This is a genomic window from Variovorax sp. LjRoot175, from assembly GCF_964253805.1.
Lineage (GTDB): Bacteria > Pseudomonadota > Gammaproteobacteria > Burkholderiales > Burkholderiaceae_C > Variovorax.
In genome coordinates this window covers 148,495-164,488 of sequence record NZ_CAXURY020000001.1, presented here as the reverse complement: position 1 = coordinate 164,488, position 15,994 = coordinate 148,495, and the positions used below count along the sequence as shown (strand labels likewise).

General features: G+C 65.3%; 19 protein-coding genes. 8 read left to right on the top strand and 11 right to left on the bottom strand.

Annotated features, from left to right (window positions below):
* Nucleotides 1-58 precede the first annotated feature (58 nt).
* Nucleotides 59-2,083, bottom strand: coding sequence for a bifunctional metallophosphatase/5'-nucleotidase (locus tag ACSQ89_RS00875; protein ID WP_436292274.1), 2,025 nt, complete (start codon nucleotides 2,081-2,083; stop codon nucleotides 59-61).
* 284 nt (nucleotides 2,084-2,367) lie between these two features.
* Here ACSQ89_RS00875 and ACSQ89_RS00870 point away from each other — a divergent pair, with 284 nt between their 5' ends.
* Complete coding sequence (locus ACSQ89_RS00870; RefSeq protein ID WP_093104506.1) at nucleotides 2,368-2,946, top strand: hypothetical protein; 579 nt, start codon at nucleotides 2,368-2,370, stop codon at nucleotides 2,944-2,946.
* 13 nt (nucleotides 2,947-2,959) lie between these two features.
* Here ACSQ89_RS00870 and ACSQ89_RS00865 read toward each other — a convergent pair whose 3' ends face one another.
* Nucleotides 2,960-3,664, bottom strand: coding sequence for a hypothetical protein (locus tag ACSQ89_RS00865; RefSeq protein WP_436292273.1), 705 nt, complete (start codon nucleotides 3,662-3,664; stop codon nucleotides 2,960-2,962).
* Nucleotides 3,665-3,709: 45 nt separating this feature from the next.
* Here ACSQ89_RS00865 and ACSQ89_RS00860 point away from each other — a divergent pair, with 45 nt between their 5' ends.
* A complete protein-coding gene (locus tag ACSQ89_RS00860) occupies nucleotides 3,710-5,092 on the top strand; it encodes a hypothetical protein (RefSeq protein WP_436292272.1) in 1,383 nt (460 codons plus the stop codon).
* Here the strand turns inward: ACSQ89_RS00860 and ACSQ89_RS00855 are convergent.
* Nucleotides 5,089-6,576, bottom strand: coding sequence for an aromatic ring-hydroxylating oxygenase subunit alpha (locus ACSQ89_RS00855; RefSeq protein ID WP_436292271.1), 1,488 nt, complete (start codon nucleotides 6,574-6,576; stop codon nucleotides 5,089-5,091). The genes ACSQ89_RS00860 and ACSQ89_RS00855 overlap by 4 nt on opposite strands.
* Here ACSQ89_RS00855 and ACSQ89_RS00850 point away from each other — a divergent pair.
* The 5 genes from ACSQ89_RS00850 to ACSQ89_RS00830 all read left to right on the top strand — a co-directional run bounded on the left by ACSQ89_RS00850 (nucleotide 6,560) and on the right by ACSQ89_RS00830 (nucleotide 9,449).
* On the top strand, nucleotides 6,560-7,153 hold the full coding sequence (locus ACSQ89_RS00850; RefSeq protein ID WP_436292270.1) for a TetR/AcrR family transcriptional regulator: 594 nt from the start codon (nucleotides 6,560-6,562) through the stop codon (nucleotides 7,151-7,153). The genes ACSQ89_RS00855 and ACSQ89_RS00850 overlap by 17 nt on opposite strands.
* 177 nt (nucleotides 7,154-7,330) lie before the next feature.
* Nucleotides 7,331-7,630, top strand: coding sequence for an MAPEG family protein (locus tag ACSQ89_RS00845; protein ID WP_436296060.1), 300 nt, complete (start codon nucleotides 7,331-7,333; stop codon nucleotides 7,628-7,630).
* A gap of 284 nt (nucleotides 7,631-7,914) precedes the next feature.
* Complete coding sequence (locus tag ACSQ89_RS00840; RefSeq protein WP_436292268.1) at nucleotides 7,915-8,133, top strand: hypothetical protein; 219 nt, start codon at nucleotides 7,915-7,917, stop codon at nucleotides 8,131-8,133.
* Between the two features lie 652 nt (nucleotides 8,134-8,785).
* Nucleotides 8,786-8,977: a hypothetical protein gene (locus tag ACSQ89_RS00835; protein ID WP_436292267.1), complete on the top strand. Its 192-nt coding sequence runs from the start codon at nucleotides 8,786-8,788 to the stop codon at nucleotides 8,975-8,977.
* Between the two features lie 211 nt (nucleotides 8,978-9,188).
* On the top strand, nucleotides 9,189-9,449 hold the full coding sequence (locus tag ACSQ89_RS00830) for a hypothetical protein (protein ID WP_436292266.1): 261 nt from the start codon (nucleotides 9,189-9,191) through the stop codon (nucleotides 9,447-9,449).
* A 306-nt stretch (nucleotides 9,450-9,755) separates the two neighbouring features.
* On the opposite strand, the gene ACSQ89_RS00825 is transcribed toward ACSQ89_RS00830, so the two are convergent.
* From ACSQ89_RS00825 to ACSQ89_RS00790, 8 genes are all read right to left on the bottom strand, one after another.
* Entirely contained in the window at nucleotides 9,756-10,121 is a 366-nt protein-coding gene (locus ACSQ89_RS00825) for a hypothetical protein (RefSeq protein WP_436292265.1), read from the bottom strand.
* Between the two features lie 211 nt (nucleotides 10,122-10,332).
* Complete coding sequence (locus ACSQ89_RS00820) at nucleotides 10,333-11,013, bottom strand: hypothetical protein (RefSeq protein ID WP_436292264.1); 681 nt, start codon at nucleotides 11,011-11,013, stop codon at nucleotides 10,333-10,335.
* A 147-nt stretch (nucleotides 11,014-11,160) separates the two neighbouring features.
* Nucleotides 11,161-11,592, bottom strand: coding sequence for a universal stress protein (locus ACSQ89_RS00815; RefSeq protein ID WP_093104525.1), 432 nt, complete (start codon nucleotides 11,590-11,592; stop codon nucleotides 11,161-11,163).
* Between the two features lie 10 nt (nucleotides 11,593-11,602).
* Nucleotides 11,603-12,319: a TerC family protein gene (locus ACSQ89_RS00810; RefSeq protein WP_093104527.1), complete on the bottom strand. Its 717-nt coding sequence runs from the start codon at nucleotides 12,317-12,319 to the stop codon at nucleotides 11,603-11,605.
* A 144-nt stretch (nucleotides 12,320-12,463) separates the two neighbouring features.
* Complete coding sequence (locus tag ACSQ89_RS00805; RefSeq protein ID WP_436292263.1) at nucleotides 12,464-13,855, bottom strand: sensor histidine kinase; 1,392 nt, start codon at nucleotides 13,853-13,855, stop codon at nucleotides 12,464-12,466.
* Nucleotides 13,842-14,516, bottom strand: a complete 675-nt coding sequence (locus ACSQ89_RS00800; RefSeq protein ID WP_093104530.1) for a response regulator transcription factor — start codon at nucleotides 14,514-14,516, stop codon at nucleotides 13,842-13,844. Before ACSQ89_RS00800 ends, ACSQ89_RS00805 begins: the two co-directional genes overlap by 14 nt.
* Nucleotides 14,517-14,586: 70 nt before the next feature.
* Entirely contained in the window at nucleotides 14,587-14,970 is a 384-nt protein-coding gene (locus ACSQ89_RS00795) for a hypothetical protein (protein ID WP_436292262.1), read from the bottom strand.
* Between the two features lie 33 nt (nucleotides 14,971-15,003).
* Nucleotides 15,004-15,171: a hypothetical protein gene (locus tag ACSQ89_RS00790; RefSeq protein WP_436292261.1), complete on the bottom strand. Its 168-nt coding sequence runs from the start codon at nucleotides 15,169-15,171 to the stop codon at nucleotides 15,004-15,006.
* A 273-nt stretch (nucleotides 15,172-15,444) separates the two neighbouring features.
* Here ACSQ89_RS00790 and ACSQ89_RS00785 point away from each other — a divergent pair, with 273 nt between their 5' ends.
* Nucleotides 15,445-15,933 (top strand): adhesin, encoded by a 489-nt coding sequence (locus ACSQ89_RS00785; RefSeq protein WP_093104533.1) that lies wholly within the window; start codon nucleotides 15,445-15,447, stop codon nucleotides 15,931-15,933.
* The last annotated feature ends 61 nt before the right edge of the window (nucleotides 15,934-15,994 follow it).

Here is a 15,994-nt window from a genome sequence, read left to right as displayed (position 1 = left end):
CCCGGCAGGCCGAGCGCGATGCAGGCGATCGCGACGACGGACGCGGCCCGGTTGCTGGTCAGGGCAGCACCGTGATGCGCGGGATCGCCAGCGCCGGCAGCGTCGGGTCGTAGGGGGGCTTCGGCGACTTGTAGCCGGCGTTCAGGTAGGCAGTGAGCGCATCGATGTCCTGCGCGCCGCCGAGCACGTTGGTGCCACCCAGGAGCACCGTGAAGCCGTCGCCGCCGGTGGCCATGAAGTTGTTGACGGTGACCCGGTAGGTCTTGGTCGGGTTCTGCACCACGCCGTTGGCCACGATGGTCTCCGGCGCGCCGGTCGCGACCGGCGGCGTGACGGTGACGTCGGTCGGCGTGAGCACCACGTCGACGATCTTCGAGCAGGGTGCGGCGGCGGCACTCCACGAATACTTCAGGCCGTTCGACGCCTGCATGATGCGCTGCTGGATCTGGCCCTGGCAGCCGACGAACTGCTGTTCGAGCAGGTTCTTCAGTTGCAGCGCGGTCAGCGTCATCGTCACCAGGCTGTTGCCGAAGGGTTGCACCGTGAACGCATTGCCGTAAGTCACGTTGTACGGGTAGCTGGCACCGGCGATCGCGAAGCCGGGGTTGCGCACGCCGCCCGCGTTCATGAACGCCATCACCGCGCCCCCGAGCGCGGCCGGCTGCGTGGCCTGCAGCTGCGCGTCGGCGATCAGGCTGCCCGCCGGCATTTCGCCGGTGCTGTTCGCGGCATTGGGCAGCGGCGCGGCGATGGTGCCGATCACCGCGTTGGCCAGCGGCGACACCAGCGCGTTGTAGCCGTCGACGATGTTCTTCACGGTCGGATCGGTGGCGATCGCGTTGTTGATCGTCACGTCCGTGCGGTCGACCAGCCGGTTGGTCGCCGACACCGCCAGCACCTTGTGCGAACGGGGGTGGACGCTCAGGTCGATGTCGGTCAGCACCCGGCCGAAGGCGCTCGCGCTCGTGACCGGGACCAGGCGCCCCTCGCTGTTCGGCAGGCCGGTCGGGCGCGGCGTGCTGACCGCCACCCCGTTGACGTTCTTCACGTCGACCGTGTTGGCGGAGCAGTTGTAGGCCGTGTGGGTGTGGCCGCTGATCACCAGGTCGACGCCGTTGCGCAGGCGCTTGACGATGTTGGCGATCTCGGAGTCGGTGCCGTCGGCGTTCTTCAGGTTGCCGTCGCAGCCGTTGATGTCGCCGACGTTCGGGCTGGTCTGGAAGCCGCCCTGGTGGACGAGCACGACGACCGCGTCGACGCCCTGCGCGCGCAGGCGCGGGATCAATGCGTTGACCGTCTCGGCCTCGTCACGGAACTCGAGACCGGCGACGCCTGTGGGCGTGACGATGCTGGGCGTGCCCTTCAGCGTCATGCCGATGAAGGCCACCTTCACGCCACGGAAGTTCTTGATGCCGTAGGCCGGCAGCAGGGTGCGGCCGGTGGCGGTCTCGAACACGTTGGCCGACAGCCACTTGAACTTCGCACCGTCGAAGGTGCCCAGTGCGTTGGAGCCCACGCCCTTGCAGCTGTTCGGGTCGGGGACGCTGTTGGTGAGCTTGCAGCCGCCGTTCTGCAGCCGCTTCAGTTCGGCCGAGCCCTTGTCGAACTCGTGGTTGCCGACGGCATTGAACTCAAGCCCGATCTTGTTCAGCGTCTCGACCGCCGGCTCGTCGAAGAACAGGGCCGAGATCAGCGGCGAGGCACCGATGAAATCGCCGGCGCCGACGACCACGTTCAGCATGTTCTGCGCCTTCAGCCGCGCCACGTAGGCCGCCAGGTACTCGGCACCGCCCACGGCCGGACGCTGCGCCGCGGGGACCACGGTGTTGATGCCGAAGGTGCCGGGCGACTGCAGGTTGCCGTGGTAGTCGTTGAAGCCGACGATCTTGATCTTGATGGGCTCGCGCGGGCGACCGTGGTGGTTGTGGTCATGGTCGCGATCGCGGTCATCGTCGTGGTCGTTAAAGGCGATGGTCTTGATCGGCTGGGCCGAACGGGCCTGAACAGGGGCAGAGACCAAGCCGATGCCTGTGACGGCAACGGCAGTCAATGCGCAGCTCAGCGCGAAGTGGCGGATCGTCATGGCAGGGTCCCTCCTGGTCCATCGAATTGCGGCAGCGCTGTTCTTTGGTGCATGTGCCGATCGCACGCGGGAACCGGTGCAGATGGCGCGACTATCGATGCGCCCGGTGACGGTGCTGTGACGCGCCGAATCGGGCTTGACCGTCTTCCGCGATTTCGGCGCTCGCAAAGGCATTGAAGGTTCGTGCAGTTGTGCGCAATTCGCGGCGCGGCGCACGATGTAACCCGTTTGCCTTCATTCGACCGCGTTTGACAATGGCACGACACAATTTCGAGCCTCAAGTCATGAACGCATCTCGCCTTCTCGAACCGCTCTTTCGAATCCCGCGCGGCCTTTGGGCCGTCTTGGCGGCGCCCGTGCCGATGCGGCCGGCCGTGCGGGCCAAGCCTCGAAGCGAGGCCCCGGCCAGGCGCGAGTTCCGTCCGACGAGCTTCGAAGCGGCACGGCCCGAGGTCGAGCCGGTTGCCGTTCAACCGGCTGCTCCCACGCCAGTCATGAAAGCGCCCACGATCGTCGTGGAAGCCCCTGAGGCCGAAGCCCCCGTCGGCGCGAAGACGATGCGCTCGCTCGAAGAGGTGAGGGCCGACCTGGCGCGGCTGCGCCAGACGGCCAGGGAGCGGCATGCGCTGGCACAGCAGCCAGCGCGCCATGTCGATACCAGCTTTGCGCGGACCGACTTCATGGAGATCCCCGAACCCTTGCCCATGTCCTCGCCGCGCAAGAAGGACGATTCGGAGTTCGAGGCCACGGCCTTCGTGGGCATCTCCGAACCCCTGCCCATGCCGCGCAAGAAGGACGACTCGGAATTCGAGGCCACGGCCTTCGTGGACTTCGCTTACCCGATACCGCTGCTGGCCAGATAAGACCCTCCGTCGGCTAGCGGGCCGGCGCGGGCAACTTGAACCGGACGAGATTCCATCGCGTCACTTTCTCCTCCCACTCGTCGCCCTCTGCGGGCGTGAGCGGCAAGGCAAGGTTCGAGACGATCATCCAGTCGCCTTGCGCGACAGTGCTCGCCGGAAACAGCAGTCCCCGCGGCGCCCCGTCGCTGCCGATGCCATCGAACTCGCCCGCGCGAACCACGGTGCGGCCCTTCTCGTCGAGCCCCAGCACCACGTCAGCCTGGTTCGATGCGATCCACATCAGGCCGCGGTGGAACATCAGGCCGTCGGCGCCATGCACGCTCTCGGCGACGATGCCGAGCGGCCCCGCCGGCATCGGCATGCGCAGCAGGCGTCCGTCGCCGGCGTTGTTGACATAGAGAAGGCTTTCGTCGGCATTGAACGCGAGCCCGTTGGCGCCGAAGGGCAAGGTGCCGGCCGTCGCGAGCAGTGGGTCGCGCGATATCGACACCACGGCACACGATGGCGCGCAGCTCGTCGCCCGCTCGATGCGATAGATGGCGCCCTGGAACGAGTCGGACACGTACAGGTTTCTTGCCTTGTCGAACACCATGCCGTTGGGCGCCGGGAATCCGCTGGACCCGAAGGTGATGATGTCCTTGCTGCCTTCCGGATTCGCGACCGGCCTCGGCAACGGCGTGGGCGGCACCAGGGCCGTGAACACAGCGACGTCTTCCACCGGCGTGGCGGAGGTGAAGGCGCTGCTGACGCGCGCCGAGCTCGAATGGGAGGGCGCCCCACCGTCGAATGGATCGCGGTCTACGGACGCCATCTCGAAGACCTGCGCGCAGCCATCAACTGGAGCTTTTCGCCGGAGGGCTCGCCCGCCCTCGGCGTCGCCTTGACCACCCGCGCGGTGCCGCTCTGGCTGCACCTCGCGCTGCTAGAGGAATGCCTGGCCCGGGTGGACGAGGCGATCACGCATCTGAACCGCGAACGCATCGTCGACGATCGCTCGCACATGAGGCTGTACGCCGCCAAGGGCGCGTCGCTGCTGTACCAGGGCGTCGGCCTGGAAACGGGCGCGGCCTTCCAGCGCGCGCTCGAATTCGCCGAGCGCCTGGGCGAGGCCGAGTACCAGTTGCGCGCGATCTGGGGCTTGTGGTGCGTCAGCTACCTGACGGGCAGGTACGAGGCATCGCTTTCGCTGGCCCGGCGCTTCTCGGAACTGTCGGCCCCCTTGCCCCACCAGGCCGACCGCCTGATCGGCGAGCGCATGGCCGGCATGTCGCTGCTCTGCCTCGGGCGACTGGCCGATGCCCGCGACGGGCTCGAACGCATGGTCGGGCGGTATGCCGCGCCGGTCTATCGATCGCACCTGATCCGCTTCATCTACGAGCAGAAGATGATTGCGCAGAACTCGCTCGCGCACACCCTCTGGCTCCAGGGCTTTGCGGACCAGGCGATGCGGGTCGTGCAGCAGGCGACGGAGGGTGCGCGCGCCATCGACCATCCGCCCTCGGTGTGCTACGTGCTGACCGAAGGCGCGTGCGCCATCGCGCTGCTCACGCACGGCGTCGCCGCGCTGGCGGAGCCCGCGGCATCGGCGATAGACGCGACGCGGCGGCACGGCGTATCGACCTGGAAGGCGCGCGGCCGCATGTGGCGCGGCTTGCTGCTGCTGAGCCAAGGCGACACGGAGGCGTATGCGCGCGAACTCCGCCCGGCCTTCGACGAGATCGGGGAAGCGCTCTTCGTCCTGCACTACACGGGCTACGTTTCCGCCGCCTGCATGGAACTCGGCCTGCAGGGATGCGTGGCCGAAGCCTTCGAACTGATCGAGGCCGCCATCGGGCGCGCACGGCGGGTCGGCGATCGGTGCTCGGTGGCCGAGCTGTTGCGCGTGAAGGGCGAGCTGCTGGATCACGAGCCCGCTTCGAAGGATTTGGCCGAAGCGCAGTTCATCGAGGCCGTCAAAGCGTCGCGACAACAGGAATCCCTGGCCTGGAAGCTGCGATGCGCGACGAGCCTTGCGCGGGCTTGGCTGCAACAGGGGCGTCGCGTGGAAGCATGCGAACTGCTGGCGCCCGTGTACGCACAGTTCACGGAGGGTTTCGACACGGCCGACCTGCAGCAGGCTCGCGCCCTGCTGGGATCGATGCGCTAGCCCTCGCCCGCGGGCACGAGCGTCCCGCCGATCGCCGCGTCGATGCCGCGATGAAAGCGCAGCACCCCGTGTTCGAGCCGACCTGCCTGCAAGCCCGCGTTGGCGCCGCTGTGCAGGCCGCGCTGGATCGCCACCGCCGTCGCGATGTCTTCCTTCTGAAAGACCGTCTCCTCGATCAGCCGGAAGGTCTTTTCCCAGTGCGGAATCCAGTCGTCGCCGGTGCGATCGGGAGGAATCAACATCGTGTGCATCCACCGCACTTCGCCGGCGGCCGGCGAGAACATGCCGATGAGGCTGACATAGTCCGGGTGCCAGATCAGGAAGGTGTTCGGGAACAGAAACTGCGTCGGCGTCGCAAGCTTGCACAGCGCATCGCGGTCGCGCGGCGTCTCGAATGCCTCGAAGGCTCTGCGCCGGGCGACCAGCGAGTCCTGATGCGGGCCGGCATCCAGGTTGACCGTGTACGCATCGGCGAAGAACGGATAGATGGTGTCACGATGCAGGACGCGGATGTGATATCCCTCGAGAAACGCGTCGACGGTGAGCTTCCAATTCGCGGCATACACCCGATCGATCTTGCGGAACACCTTCATGTCCGCCAGCCCCAGCCATTGCAGGTGCTCTTCGAGCCCTTGCAGAAAGCCGGCGGCCGAGAACGCCGGGCCAGGCGTGCGCTTCACGAATATCAGCCCGCCGGCTTCGGCGCAGGGCAGTTCGACCAGATGGAGCGTGGCCGGGTCGATCCCGTCGAAAGTCTCCGCATGCAAGCGATGACGCAAGTGCCCGTCGAGCCCGTAGGTCCAGCCGTGATACGGACAAACCAGTGTCTTGCAGCTTTTGGCCTTTGCGGGCTCCGGCCCTTCGGCTTGAACCAGCGCCATTCCGCGGTGCCTGCAGACATTGAAGAACGCGCGGACGCGACCGTCGCCGGATCGGGTCACCACCATGGGCACGCCGAGCACATCGAATGGCAGCGCCGATCCTGCAGGCACTTCCGAGCTGTGCGCCGCGACGATCGGCCACTGCGCGAAAAGAATGTCCTGCTCCTGCTGCCAATGGTGATGGTCGGTGTAATGGCCGACGGGCACCGTGCCCGTCTCGGTTCCCATCTCGCGCTCGCCGGTTGAACGGGCGTGATCGAGCCGGTGAATCAGATCGGCCAGCGTCGCAGGCGGCGGAGCAGAGGTCTGCTGTGTCATGGCGGGCGATCCCCAGTTTCGAGTTCGAAGGCGCCCTGAAAGCTTATGTGAGATGTACGCTCGGCGTGTTCGGTTTTCCCGCTCATGCGCGCGCGTCGCAACGGCACGTGCTTCCCCCTCGTGGCGCCCGCCCGGACGAGCGGCGTTGCGGCTCCACGGAAAGCAAGTGTTCAGCTTTGGAAGATGACGTCTTCGGTGCCACCCCAGCAGACAGCACATGATCTTGACTGTTAAGCCTCGCCGCAAGCCTTCGCAGGCGCGGGCGTGGATGACCTCGCGCGCCATTCAAGATGCCTTCGTCCTTCTTCTGCTCGAGTGCGGGTACGAGAAGGTGTCGATGCGCCATATCGCGGCGGTCGCGGGCGTCGGCCTTGGCACCCTCTATCAGTACTTTCCGGGCAAGGATTCCATCGCCGCCGTCACCGTTCGCAGCCGGCTGCGCGGATTGGCCGCGCGCGTGGAAGAGGCCGGCGTCGCTTCGAGCCCGCGTACGCTGGAGCAGACGGTTCATGCCCTGGCGCAAGCGCTTGTCGGAACCTTGCTGGGCCAAGCTGCGGAATGGCGAGCCCTCTTTGTTCTGGAGCGGCGCATCTCCTCTTCCGAAACCTATCGCGAGCTCTACAGGCAGTTTGTTCATCTGTTTCGCGATGCCTTTGCGTCGGCATCGGACTGGCCTGCGGAGTTCGATCGCGAGCGCGTCGCCTTGAATGCGTTCTCCATCGTCGATGCCATGGCCAAGCACGCATTGCTCGTGCAAGAGTCCTGCCCCGACGCGGGCCAGGTCGTGGAAGACGTGGAATGTGCGGTCAACGGCTACTTCCTGCTGGAGAGAAGAAAGTGCGGAGCCGCGCGGACGCGCTAGCGTTGGCTTCGCCGCAGACGCCCATGGTTATCTCGACCCTGACATCCTTGAGGCCACGCAAACTGCCGGTGATGAACCACACCTGCGGTGCAGCGGCCTTTTTCGAGCAGAGACCGCATCCTTTTGCGGACCGAAACGTCTTCCGAGTACCTGCGTATCCACGCCGGGGAGGCAACCATGAGGACCGAACTTTTCTATCTGCTGCTGACCGCCATCCTGACCGGCGTTCTCTGGATTCCCGTCGTCATCGGGTATGTGAGGTCGCGCGGGCCGCTGACGCCGGCCGCCTACAAGACGCCGCCGACGACACCGCTGCCCGACTGGGTCACCCGCGCCAACCGGACGCACCAGAACGCGGTCGAGAACCTGGCGCCCTTCGCGGCCGTGGTGCTGATCGCGCACGCCGCTGGCATATCCAGCGGGGTGACCGAGGGTGCGCCGCGGTCTACTTCTATGCGCGCCTGGCGCATGCGGTGATCCACATCAGCGGCTTCGGGCGGCTCTTCGCGCGCACCGTGTTGTTCACGGTCGCCTGGTTGGCGTTCATCACCTTCGCAGTGGTGGTGCTGATGCGCGCGCTGTGAGGAGCGCATCCGCATGATGGCCTGTCCTGCTCCCTCCCCCTGGGAGAGGGCGGGTTGAGGGCACGCAGCGCCTCCGCCCATGATCAGCTCGCTCCGCAGCAAGAGCCCCTCCCGCCGGCATCGGAAAACCGTCGCGGACATTTCGCAAGAATACTGGATGAATGTACAGTGTCATCCATGGACCGCGAAATCTGGATTGCCGTCTGTGCGCACCGGCTGCAACGACAGTGGCGCACCGTAGACCCCGAGCAGCTCGACGAGCTGGCGGCGGATTTGTGGAAGGACGAGAGGCTGCGCGCCCTCGCGCCCGACGATGCGGCCACGCTGTGGCTCGAGCCGCTGGCATCCGCGGATGGGCAGCATCCTGGTCGGAGCCGCCTCGGGGGCTGGGGTTGATTGGGCTGGCCGTCGGAGTCGGCGCCTCATCCGTGCGATATCTCACACATCGAGCGAAGCAAGACAAATGAATCCTTTGGTACTCATCTTGGCGCACTCAGAATCAGGTCCCATCTCTTACGAAGGCTTTGACGGCCATGGAGACTTCTCCCTCTTTCCGACGACTGCTGAGCCTTCTGGCGCAGATTGGCAGACGAGTCGTCGCGCGTTCAGCGAAATCTGCGTCAGGTCAGACGCTCGGTGTGCGTTCCGCCTCCCGAGTACCGCCCGGGTCAGCTCCCATGAGGTCGGAGGCTCCGGCACGATCCTTGGGTTCGTCGAAGCCTCGGGCGTCGGTGCCGCCGGCACCCGCGGTCGCCACAGGCGTACGCGATCGGGCCAAGACGATGCACTCGTTGGATGAGATGAGAGCCGATCTGGCGCGCCTTCGCGCGAGTTCCAGGGAGCGCCACGCGCCTGTTCCGATCAAGCGTCAAACCACTTTCGACGCCACCGTTTTCGCCAACTTCACCGAAGCTGCAACCACGGGGAACACGGATCCCCCTCAGGACTACTCCCAGACGGTGTGTTTGCCTCGCAGTGCTTCCAAGTCGCCGTCGAGAAAGTAGATCGGTGGGGCGCACGAGCTTCCAGCCGCTAAACCTCTAGAGCCATGTCAAGACGATTCAACACCCACAACCGCTTCGCTGCCGAACTCGACAGCGCCCCTTCCCGGCTGGAGGACCTGACCCTCCACCATCGGCTCGAGGAACGTGAGCGGCGCGCTTCCGGCTGGCGGCGCAACGTGGGCGTCGCCGCGCTTGTGGTTGTTGCGGTGCTCGTCGCGATGTTCATCGCGTGGTGAGGGGAAACGCTGCTGGTGCGAGACCGCACGCAGGAGCCTCCGCACCCCTTCATCAGCTTGGTGCTTAGCCACCTCCAGCAAGACCGCGAGCTCCTGCGCATTGGCCGACGACGGCCAAAGGCGGAAACCTACAAGAGGAGCGCACGTAGACGAAGCCCCTGCCTGCACCAGTGGCTCCAGTATCCAGCCTGGCCAACCAGATGGACCTGACATGAGAGCTGATGCACTACCAAGCGCAACGAACGTCGAGACTGCGCGCCACAACGGCGTGGTTTGGACTGCGTTCATTGACGAATATGAACTCGCCTTGCGCTCGGTCGAGTGCGACTACCCCGTGCTCGATCCCGATTCCACCGAGTTCAAGGAGGACGTGATGCTCGGGGTCTACGAGGCCATGAAGGCTCTTGTGAAGCAAGGCACCCCGCCCGCTCTGGCAGTCAGGCTGGCTGCGGTCCAGCGCTTCGGCAATTGACGGATGCACTGGCGCTCGGCATAGCCACCCAAGCCGAATGCGAGTACCTTCCGGTCATGAGCACGAGGGCCGCACGTCGCGAGTACTTGGAGGCTGTCGCTGAATTTCAGCGAGCGCTTCAAGAGTTCTCTGTCGGCATGGGCCGCCTCGATCCGTCCCTGCCCAATCGCTCGCCGCAGGACGGCGCGCAACCGGCGGTCATCGCGCAGCTGCTTGGGCCCCGCAAGCCTGCTCAGCGCGCGCCGCGTGCTCAGCGGCTGATAGACGGCGCAAGGAAGGCGTGATCTCCCTCGATGGCGGGCGCTCTCAGGTGTAAAACGCGTCCTCCAGTTCGTCGAGCGCCTTGCGGGCAAGCCGAATGGCGTCGTCGATCTGTTCCAGCGTCAGCGGAGGACGCGCAGGTGCGGACTGAAGAGCGTCGTTCAACTGCTCGCACGCCGCTTCCCAGACGAGCAACCCGCGCCGGCGGGCAAGATCCGTTTTAGTCACTGCGTTTCTCCTGCGGCGAACCGCGAAGGCGAAGTGTGCGCCATGGAGAGCGAATGGACGCACGGAACTGTTCGCGCTGTCGATGCCCAGAACAGCGATAGGACGTGCGCCGCCCTCCGGAGCGGCGACACGGTCATGATCGGCGACTGCCAGGCGCGATTTATCGCCGATGAGGACTTTCACGAGATCGTGGCCGAAACGCGCCCGTCTCTCCCGGGACTCCGGGTGCTCCTGGTCGATTCAATGGCGAGCGAGCTTACCCCCTGACCAGGGGAATCCTTGGGCCCAGTCCTCGCGCTTGCCAGTCCTCGGGTCCGTCTTGCGGGAATACAGGCGGTATTCGCCTGAGGCGAGTTTGCGAGACGCCGACCACCACAGGTTGACGCAAGCCAAGTCAACCGCAGCGCGTCGCCTTGCTCTCCGCCTTGTTGATAAGCCATGTCAGCAAGGTACCGGGCACGAGAAAGCCGAGGGTGACCAAGATGCCGTGCAGCAGATGAGCCAAAGGTTCGTTCAGCCCTGCGACGTGCTTCATAGGCGAAAGCCAGGGTGACAGATTCAGGAACAGGACGAAGAGCACTATCGAAGGCCAGAGCAGACTCACCCCGCGACGAGCGCTTGTGACCCATGCGTACGCGACCAAAGCCGCAGCAAACACACCCTCTAGAACCCAGGATGCAGTGCCCAGCTTGCCCCACAGCCCATAGCCCCAATGGGTCTCGGCGTGTGGGTACAGCGCCATATCGTTGTTGTGCACGGGCAAGTCCGCGAGGAAATGCGAAAGGGCCGCGACGAACGCCAAGGTCGCGACCCGCCTGTCTCGCAGGAAAAGCGCGCCCCACATCGCTGACCAGAACAACGCGGCCAGCAATGAGTGGTCCCAATCTATGAACGTGAGGTCGAAGAAGAGGTACGGGCCGGCGAGCGGATTCGGCGTCACGCGATCCCAGCCCAGAACGATGAAGGTGCCATCAAGAATGTCCAGGAAACCCGCGCCGAGCATGATTGGCAAGGCGGGTACTTTTGGATAGCGTGCTTTCAGCGCCATGCCGATGGCGAAATGACCGACGTACATGAGAGGATGTTAGAGCTTGAAACGGCTGTTCGCCGTTGAACGCGGGTGACCGACGCCGGCATCAGGGCACTGACACGCAACGGCACCGGTTCAGCTCTGGCGACGGTCGCCACGGACGTGGCGCTCATCTCGACCAGCTCTTCCCATTCAGGAGCTGATGACCTGGGGGTCGCCGCTCGCACCCAGGTGCTGGCGCACCTGCTGCGCCATCGAGCCGAAGATCTTTCCTGCCAGACCGGGTTCATCGCTGCCGAAGACGATACGGCTGCAGCCGTAGTCGCGAGCGGCCATGGCAATCGTCTCGGCACTGCGCCCCACCAGCACGATGCTTGTGTAGCGGACCCCAGCCAGGTTGAGCAGGCTCTGTGCGTACTGCAGATCCTCGGCGCCTGCGTCCAGCTGCAGGTCGAGCAGCTCGCGTGTGCCGAAGAGCATCGCAACATGACCCGAGACCTTGGGCTGCACCCGCAGCAAGCGAACGGTCACCCGCTCGGTTCGGCTCATGCGCACGACCTGCTCGATGGCCGAGCGCGTACGAGCCGGTTCATTCGGGTCGATAGGTACCAGAATGCGCGTCATGCGGGCACCTTCAGACGGCGGGTTGCTTCTTGGTCGCTTGTAGTTGTTGTTCGCGGCGCTGTCCGCGGCGGGTGCTCAGCCACTTGCCGATCGCCACCACGAACATGGCACCGAGCGCCGGGACCACCGTGTGCAGCGCGTGTTGATTGGCGGCCAAGCCGACGATGGACGGATCTGTCATCGCCATTTCGCCGGCCACCCAACCGAGCAGGGCGGCGCCGAGCACGATGATGATCGGGAATCGATCCATCAGTTTCAGGATCAAGGTGCTGCCGAAAATGATCAGGGGAATGCTGATCACGAGACCGAACACAAGCAGTGGAACATTGCCCTTCGCTGCAGCAGCGACGCCGACGACGTTGTCCAGGCTCATGACCAGGTCGGCAACCACGATGGTCTTGATGGCCGCAGCCAGACCGGCGTGGCCTTCCATGCTCTTCCCCTCGTCCTCTTCTTGAAGCAAGCCAATGCCGATCCAGAGCAGCAGCGCTGCGCCGACCAGCTTGAGGTACGGCAGGGTCAGCAGATAGACGGCAAAGAAGGTCAGGACCACGCGCAACACGATGGCGCCGACGCTGCCGAACAGGATTGCCTTCTTTTGCTGGGCGGGCGGTAGCGAGCGGGAGGCCATCGCTATGACGACGGCGTTGTCCCCGCTCAGGACGATGTTGATCAGGATGATCTGCGACAGGGCGATCCAGAATTCGGCACTCGACAAAAGCGACACGGTGTCTCCTCGGTAAATGGTTCGGAACCACAGCGGTTCCGCCCTTTTCGAGCGTAGAGACCTGTCCTGTCACCTTTCTGCCGGCGCGCTGACAGCCGGTTGTCTGCGAGCTGTCAGTAAGCTTACAGAGCGCTGCTGCGCCGATCAGGCAGCGCGCAATGGGAAGAAGACGCTGAAGGTGTTGCCCACGCCGTCGGCGTCTTCCTCCAGCGTGATGCGCGCGCCGTGCAGCGTGGCGATCTCGCTGACGATGGCGAGACCGAGACCGCTGCCATCCTCCTGCGTGCCGAGGAGGCGGTGAAAGCGTTCGAAGATGCGGGCGCGCTCCTCGACAGGGATTCGGAGGCCATCGTCGCTGATGGCCAGGCGGCATTGGTCGTTTCCGATCTGGCGGGCCTGCACGGTCACCCGGCCGCCCGACTGGCTGTAGCGGATCGCGTTGTCGATCAGGTTATTGACCAGCTCACGCAAGCGGTCCCGGTCGGCGTCGATCATCAGCGGATGATCGGCACCTTCGAAGCCGAGGTCGATGTTTCGCTTGATCGCCTGCGGCACCCACTCCATGCTCACCTCCAGGGCGTGAGCATTCAGGTCCAGCGGCTGCAATTGCATGGAGTCGAGCGCACCGGGCTCGTTGCGGGCCAGCGAAAGCAGCTGGCGCACCAGCCTCGACAGCCGGTCTGCGCTGATATAGAGCTGCGCGAGCGAATGGCGCACCCGCTGCGGATCGTTCTCCCGCAGCGCCAGCTCGATCTGGGCCTTCAGGCCGCTGACCGGTGTCTTCAGCTGGTGAGCGGCGTCCGCCACGAAGCGGTTCTGGAAATCGAAGGTGCGCCCAAGGCGTGCCATCAACTCGTTGACGTCATCCACCAGCGGCCGCACCTCTCCCGGAACGTCGTGGGTGTCGACCGGGCTCAGGTCGAGGTGCGAGCGGTCTGATACGGCACGCCGCAGCCGCTGCAGCGGCTCGAGCCCACGCGAAACCCCGAACCAGACCACCGCTGTCGCCATGACGATCAGGAGCAGCTGCGGCAGCACCACATTGGCGACCATCTCCCAGGTGAAGCGCGCTCGCTTGTTGAGCGTTTCGGCCACCTGCACCAGAACCAGCGGAGGCCCGGCGTCCGGACCGATGGGCATCCACGCCACCATCATTCTCACCGGCTCCCCGCGCACCACATCGCCGTAGAAGTCCGGCTTGGCGGTCTTTTCAACGCGCGGTGGAGGCAATTGCGCATCGCCGCCCAAATTGGCTCCGTCCTCGCCGACAACGCGGTAGAAGAGCTGGTCTTCCTGATCCAGCAACAGGATGTTGGCCGCGACCTCCGAGAGCTCGAGCCGGGGACGTGTTCCGTCGAGCTTCACATGCAGCGCGATCTCGCGTCCGATCTCGTGCAGCGCGCGGTCGTAGGCGAGGTTGGAGAACCGCAGCGAGTTCCAGTAGGCGGCGGCGGTATCGAGCACCAGCAGTACGGCGAGCGGCCCGAGCAGCCAAGCCAGCAGCTTGCGCTGCAGCCGAGGCTCAGGCCTCCACATCGCTGCTGTCGATCAGGTAGCCCATGCCGCGCACGGTGCGGATCTCGCAACCGAGCGGCTCCAGCTTCTTGCGCAGCCTGTAGACGTTGACCTCGATCGCGTTGTCGCCGACCTCTTCGCCCCAGCCATAGAGATGGTTGACCATGTGCTCCTTGCTCACGACACGCCCCGCGCGCATCAGCAGCAGTTCTAGCAAGGCGAGTTCGCGCGGCGACAGATCCAACGGCCGCTTTTCGTGGAACACGCGGCGGCCCACGGTATCGAAGCGCAGCCGACCATGTTCGAGGTAGGGTGTGGACCGGGTACTGCGGCGCAGCAGCGCCCGCACGCGCGCTTCCAGCTCCGGCAGGTCGAACGGCTTGGCCAGGTAATCGTCGGCGCCCAGATCGAGCCCGCGGACACGGTCTGCGAGGGTGTCGAAGGCGGTGAGCATCAGCACGGGCGTCGTGGACTTGCGCCCCCGGAGGCGCTTCAGCACATCCAGTCCGCTCAGCCCCGGCAAGCCGATGTCCAGGATTGCCAGGTCATAGATGCCCAGGGCGAGGGCATGGTCGGCCTCCTCGCCGGTGGAGACGACGTCGACGGCATGGGCGGACTGCACCAGCGCGCGCGAAAGCGCATCCGCCAGCACCCGATCATCCTCGACGAGCAATATCCGCATTGATTTCCTGACTGCGTGTCTCCTGGCGATGCTAACCGCAAGCCTCTTGCGCGCCAGGCCGTTTCCGGTTTCACAGAGCGCGCCATGCGTCGAGGCAGTGAGCGGCAAGTGCGGTGATCCAGAAGGGCTCATCCGGATCGAAGGCAAGTCCGAACCTGGGAGAGACGATAAAGCCTGCCCTCTCGAACGCAGACGAATCCGCGGTGCGAATGAAGGATGCAAGCACGGTGAATGGCACCGACAGATTGCCGATGTTCACCACCGGCGCTTGCATGGTGATCTCTTCCAACCTGCCGCTGTCCTGAAATCGGTAGATGACCGATTCGTAGTCGAGCTCATGGAGTCCGACGCCGTTTCGGCTCGTTCTCGTGGGCTTGCCTCGCATCTTCACCACCGCTTCTCTTGAAGACGAGAACGGTGTTTGATCGACGCTGATGAACGGGTCGAGGTTCATTCGATCACCTGCGCGGCTGCAGCGTCAGCCCGGTCAGCCGCGAGACACGAGCAGCACCAAGAGCCCGAACACGGCCAGTGCGTGGGCTCCCGCGCGAGTCGACTCGACAAAGGGATAGACGAGGATGCCAGCCAGCTGCACCAGCAGCAGGACTGCCGAGGGATGACGCCGGGTCTGAGCAAGCGCTCGAAGGTAGTTCATGGGTGGTCCGTGGGCTGTTCAGAGCAGGGGCGCGAGCATCGGGCAATTTTCTACACTTGCCCAGCCGCTGGGCGAGGCATGTGACTTGCACAACTCGTTACGACGCGCGCGGGCCCAACGTATCAGCCCTTCATCTCGCCGACAGCCACTTCCCACACCCATGAGCGGCACATCCGCACATGGCGACATGCGACGCCTCGCCTACGGTTCACCCCGAACTGGCCGCAAGCCGGTTCGTTGTCAGTGACCATTCAATGAAAGGGACCGTCACACATGAAGATGCATAACCAACACCGTATCGCGCTCGGCGCATTGCTCGCGGGTCTTCTCGCCATGAGCGGATTCGCCCAGGCACAGTCCGTCGGCGTGGGCGTAGGCGTGGGTGCCGACGTCAACACATCGGGCAAAGCCAATGCAGCGCCCAAGCAAGGCACTACGGGTGCAGGCGCCAAGGCCGGCGCGCGCACCGATGCGGGCGCGCAGACCAGGGCTGGTAGCGCAGGCGCCGGAACGGCGACCGAAGCGGTCGGCAACGCGACGAGCGGCGCCGGCGGAACCATCGGCGGCGTGGTCGGGGGCGCCACGGGTGCGGTGGGTGGCGCGACCAATGCGGTCGGCGGCGCCACGAATGCCGTGGGCAGCACGGTCGATGGCGCGGCCGGAGCCGCGGGCTCGGCCGGCGATGCACTGAAGCCCAGTGGCGCCGGCGCCAAGGCCGGCGGCAAGGCTCAAGGGTCGGGCTCGCTCGGCGTCAGCAAGTAAGCAAGAGGTCGGTCGCAAAAGCCCGCAGCGCTCGCGCGTTGCGGGCTTTTTTTTGATTGAG

Bases quoted from the DNA above. Each gene is read 5' to 3' on its own strand.
- ACSQ89_RS00815 (WP_093104525.1), bottom strand. From the start codon at position 11,592: ATGACGCGCATTCTGGTACCTATCGACCCGAATGAACCGGCTCGTACG.
- ACSQ89_RS00835 (WP_436292267.1), top strand. From the start codon at position 8,786: ATGTCAAGACGATTCAACACCCACAACCGCTTCGCTGCCGAACTCGAC.
- ACSQ89_RS00840 (WP_436292268.1), top strand. From the start codon at position 7,915: ATGGACCGCGAAATCTGGATTGCCGTCTGTGCGCACCGGCTGCAACGA.
- ACSQ89_RS00830 (WP_436292266.1), top strand. From the start codon at position 9,189: ATGAGAGCTGATGCACTACCAAGCGCAACGAACGTCGAGACTGCGCGC.
- ACSQ89_RS00800 (WP_093104530.1), bottom strand. From the start codon at position 14,516: ATGCGGATATTGCTCGTCGAGGATGATCGGGTGCTGGCGGATGCGCTT.
- ACSQ89_RS00790 (WP_436292261.1), bottom strand. From the start codon at position 15,171: ATGAACTACCTTCGAGCGCTTGCTCAGACCCGGCGTCATCCCTCGGCA.
- ACSQ89_RS00805 (WP_436292263.1), bottom strand. From the start codon at position 13,855: ATGTGGAGGCCTGAGCCTCGGCTGCAGCGCAAGCTGCTGGCTTGGCTG.
- ACSQ89_RS00845 (WP_436296060.1), top strand. From the start codon at position 7,331: ATGAGGACCGAACTTTTCTATCTGCTGCTGACCGCCATCCTGACCGGC.
- ACSQ89_RS00820 (WP_436292264.1), bottom strand. From the start codon at position 11,013: ATGTACGTCGGTCATTTCGCCATCGGCATGGCGCTGAAAGCACGCTAT.
- ACSQ89_RS00870 (WP_093104506.1), top strand. From the start codon at position 2,368: ATGAACGCATCTCGCCTTCTCGAACCGCTCTTTCGAATCCCGCGCGGC.
- ACSQ89_RS00860 (WP_436292272.1), top strand. From the start codon at position 3,710: ATGGGAGGGCGCCCCACCGTCGAATGGATCGCGGTCTACGGACGCCAT.
- ACSQ89_RS00855 (WP_436292271.1), bottom strand. From the start codon at position 6,576: ATGGCGCGCGAGGTCATCCACGCCCGCGCCTGCGAAGGCTTGCGGCGA.
- ACSQ89_RS00795 (WP_436292262.1), bottom strand. From the start codon at position 14,970: ATGAACCTCGACCCGTTCATCAGCGTCGATCAAACACCGTTCTCGTCT.
- ACSQ89_RS00785 (WP_093104533.1), top strand. From the start codon at position 15,445: ATGAAGATGCATAACCAACACCGTATCGCGCTCGGCGCATTGCTCGCG.
- ACSQ89_RS00850 (WP_436292270.1), top strand. From the start codon at position 6,560: ATGACCTCGCGCGCCATTCAAGATGCCTTCGTCCTTCTTCTGCTCGAG.
- ACSQ89_RS00875 (WP_436292274.1), bottom strand. From the start codon at position 2,083: ATGACGATCCGCCACTTCGCGCTGAGCTGCGCATTGACTGCCGTTGCC.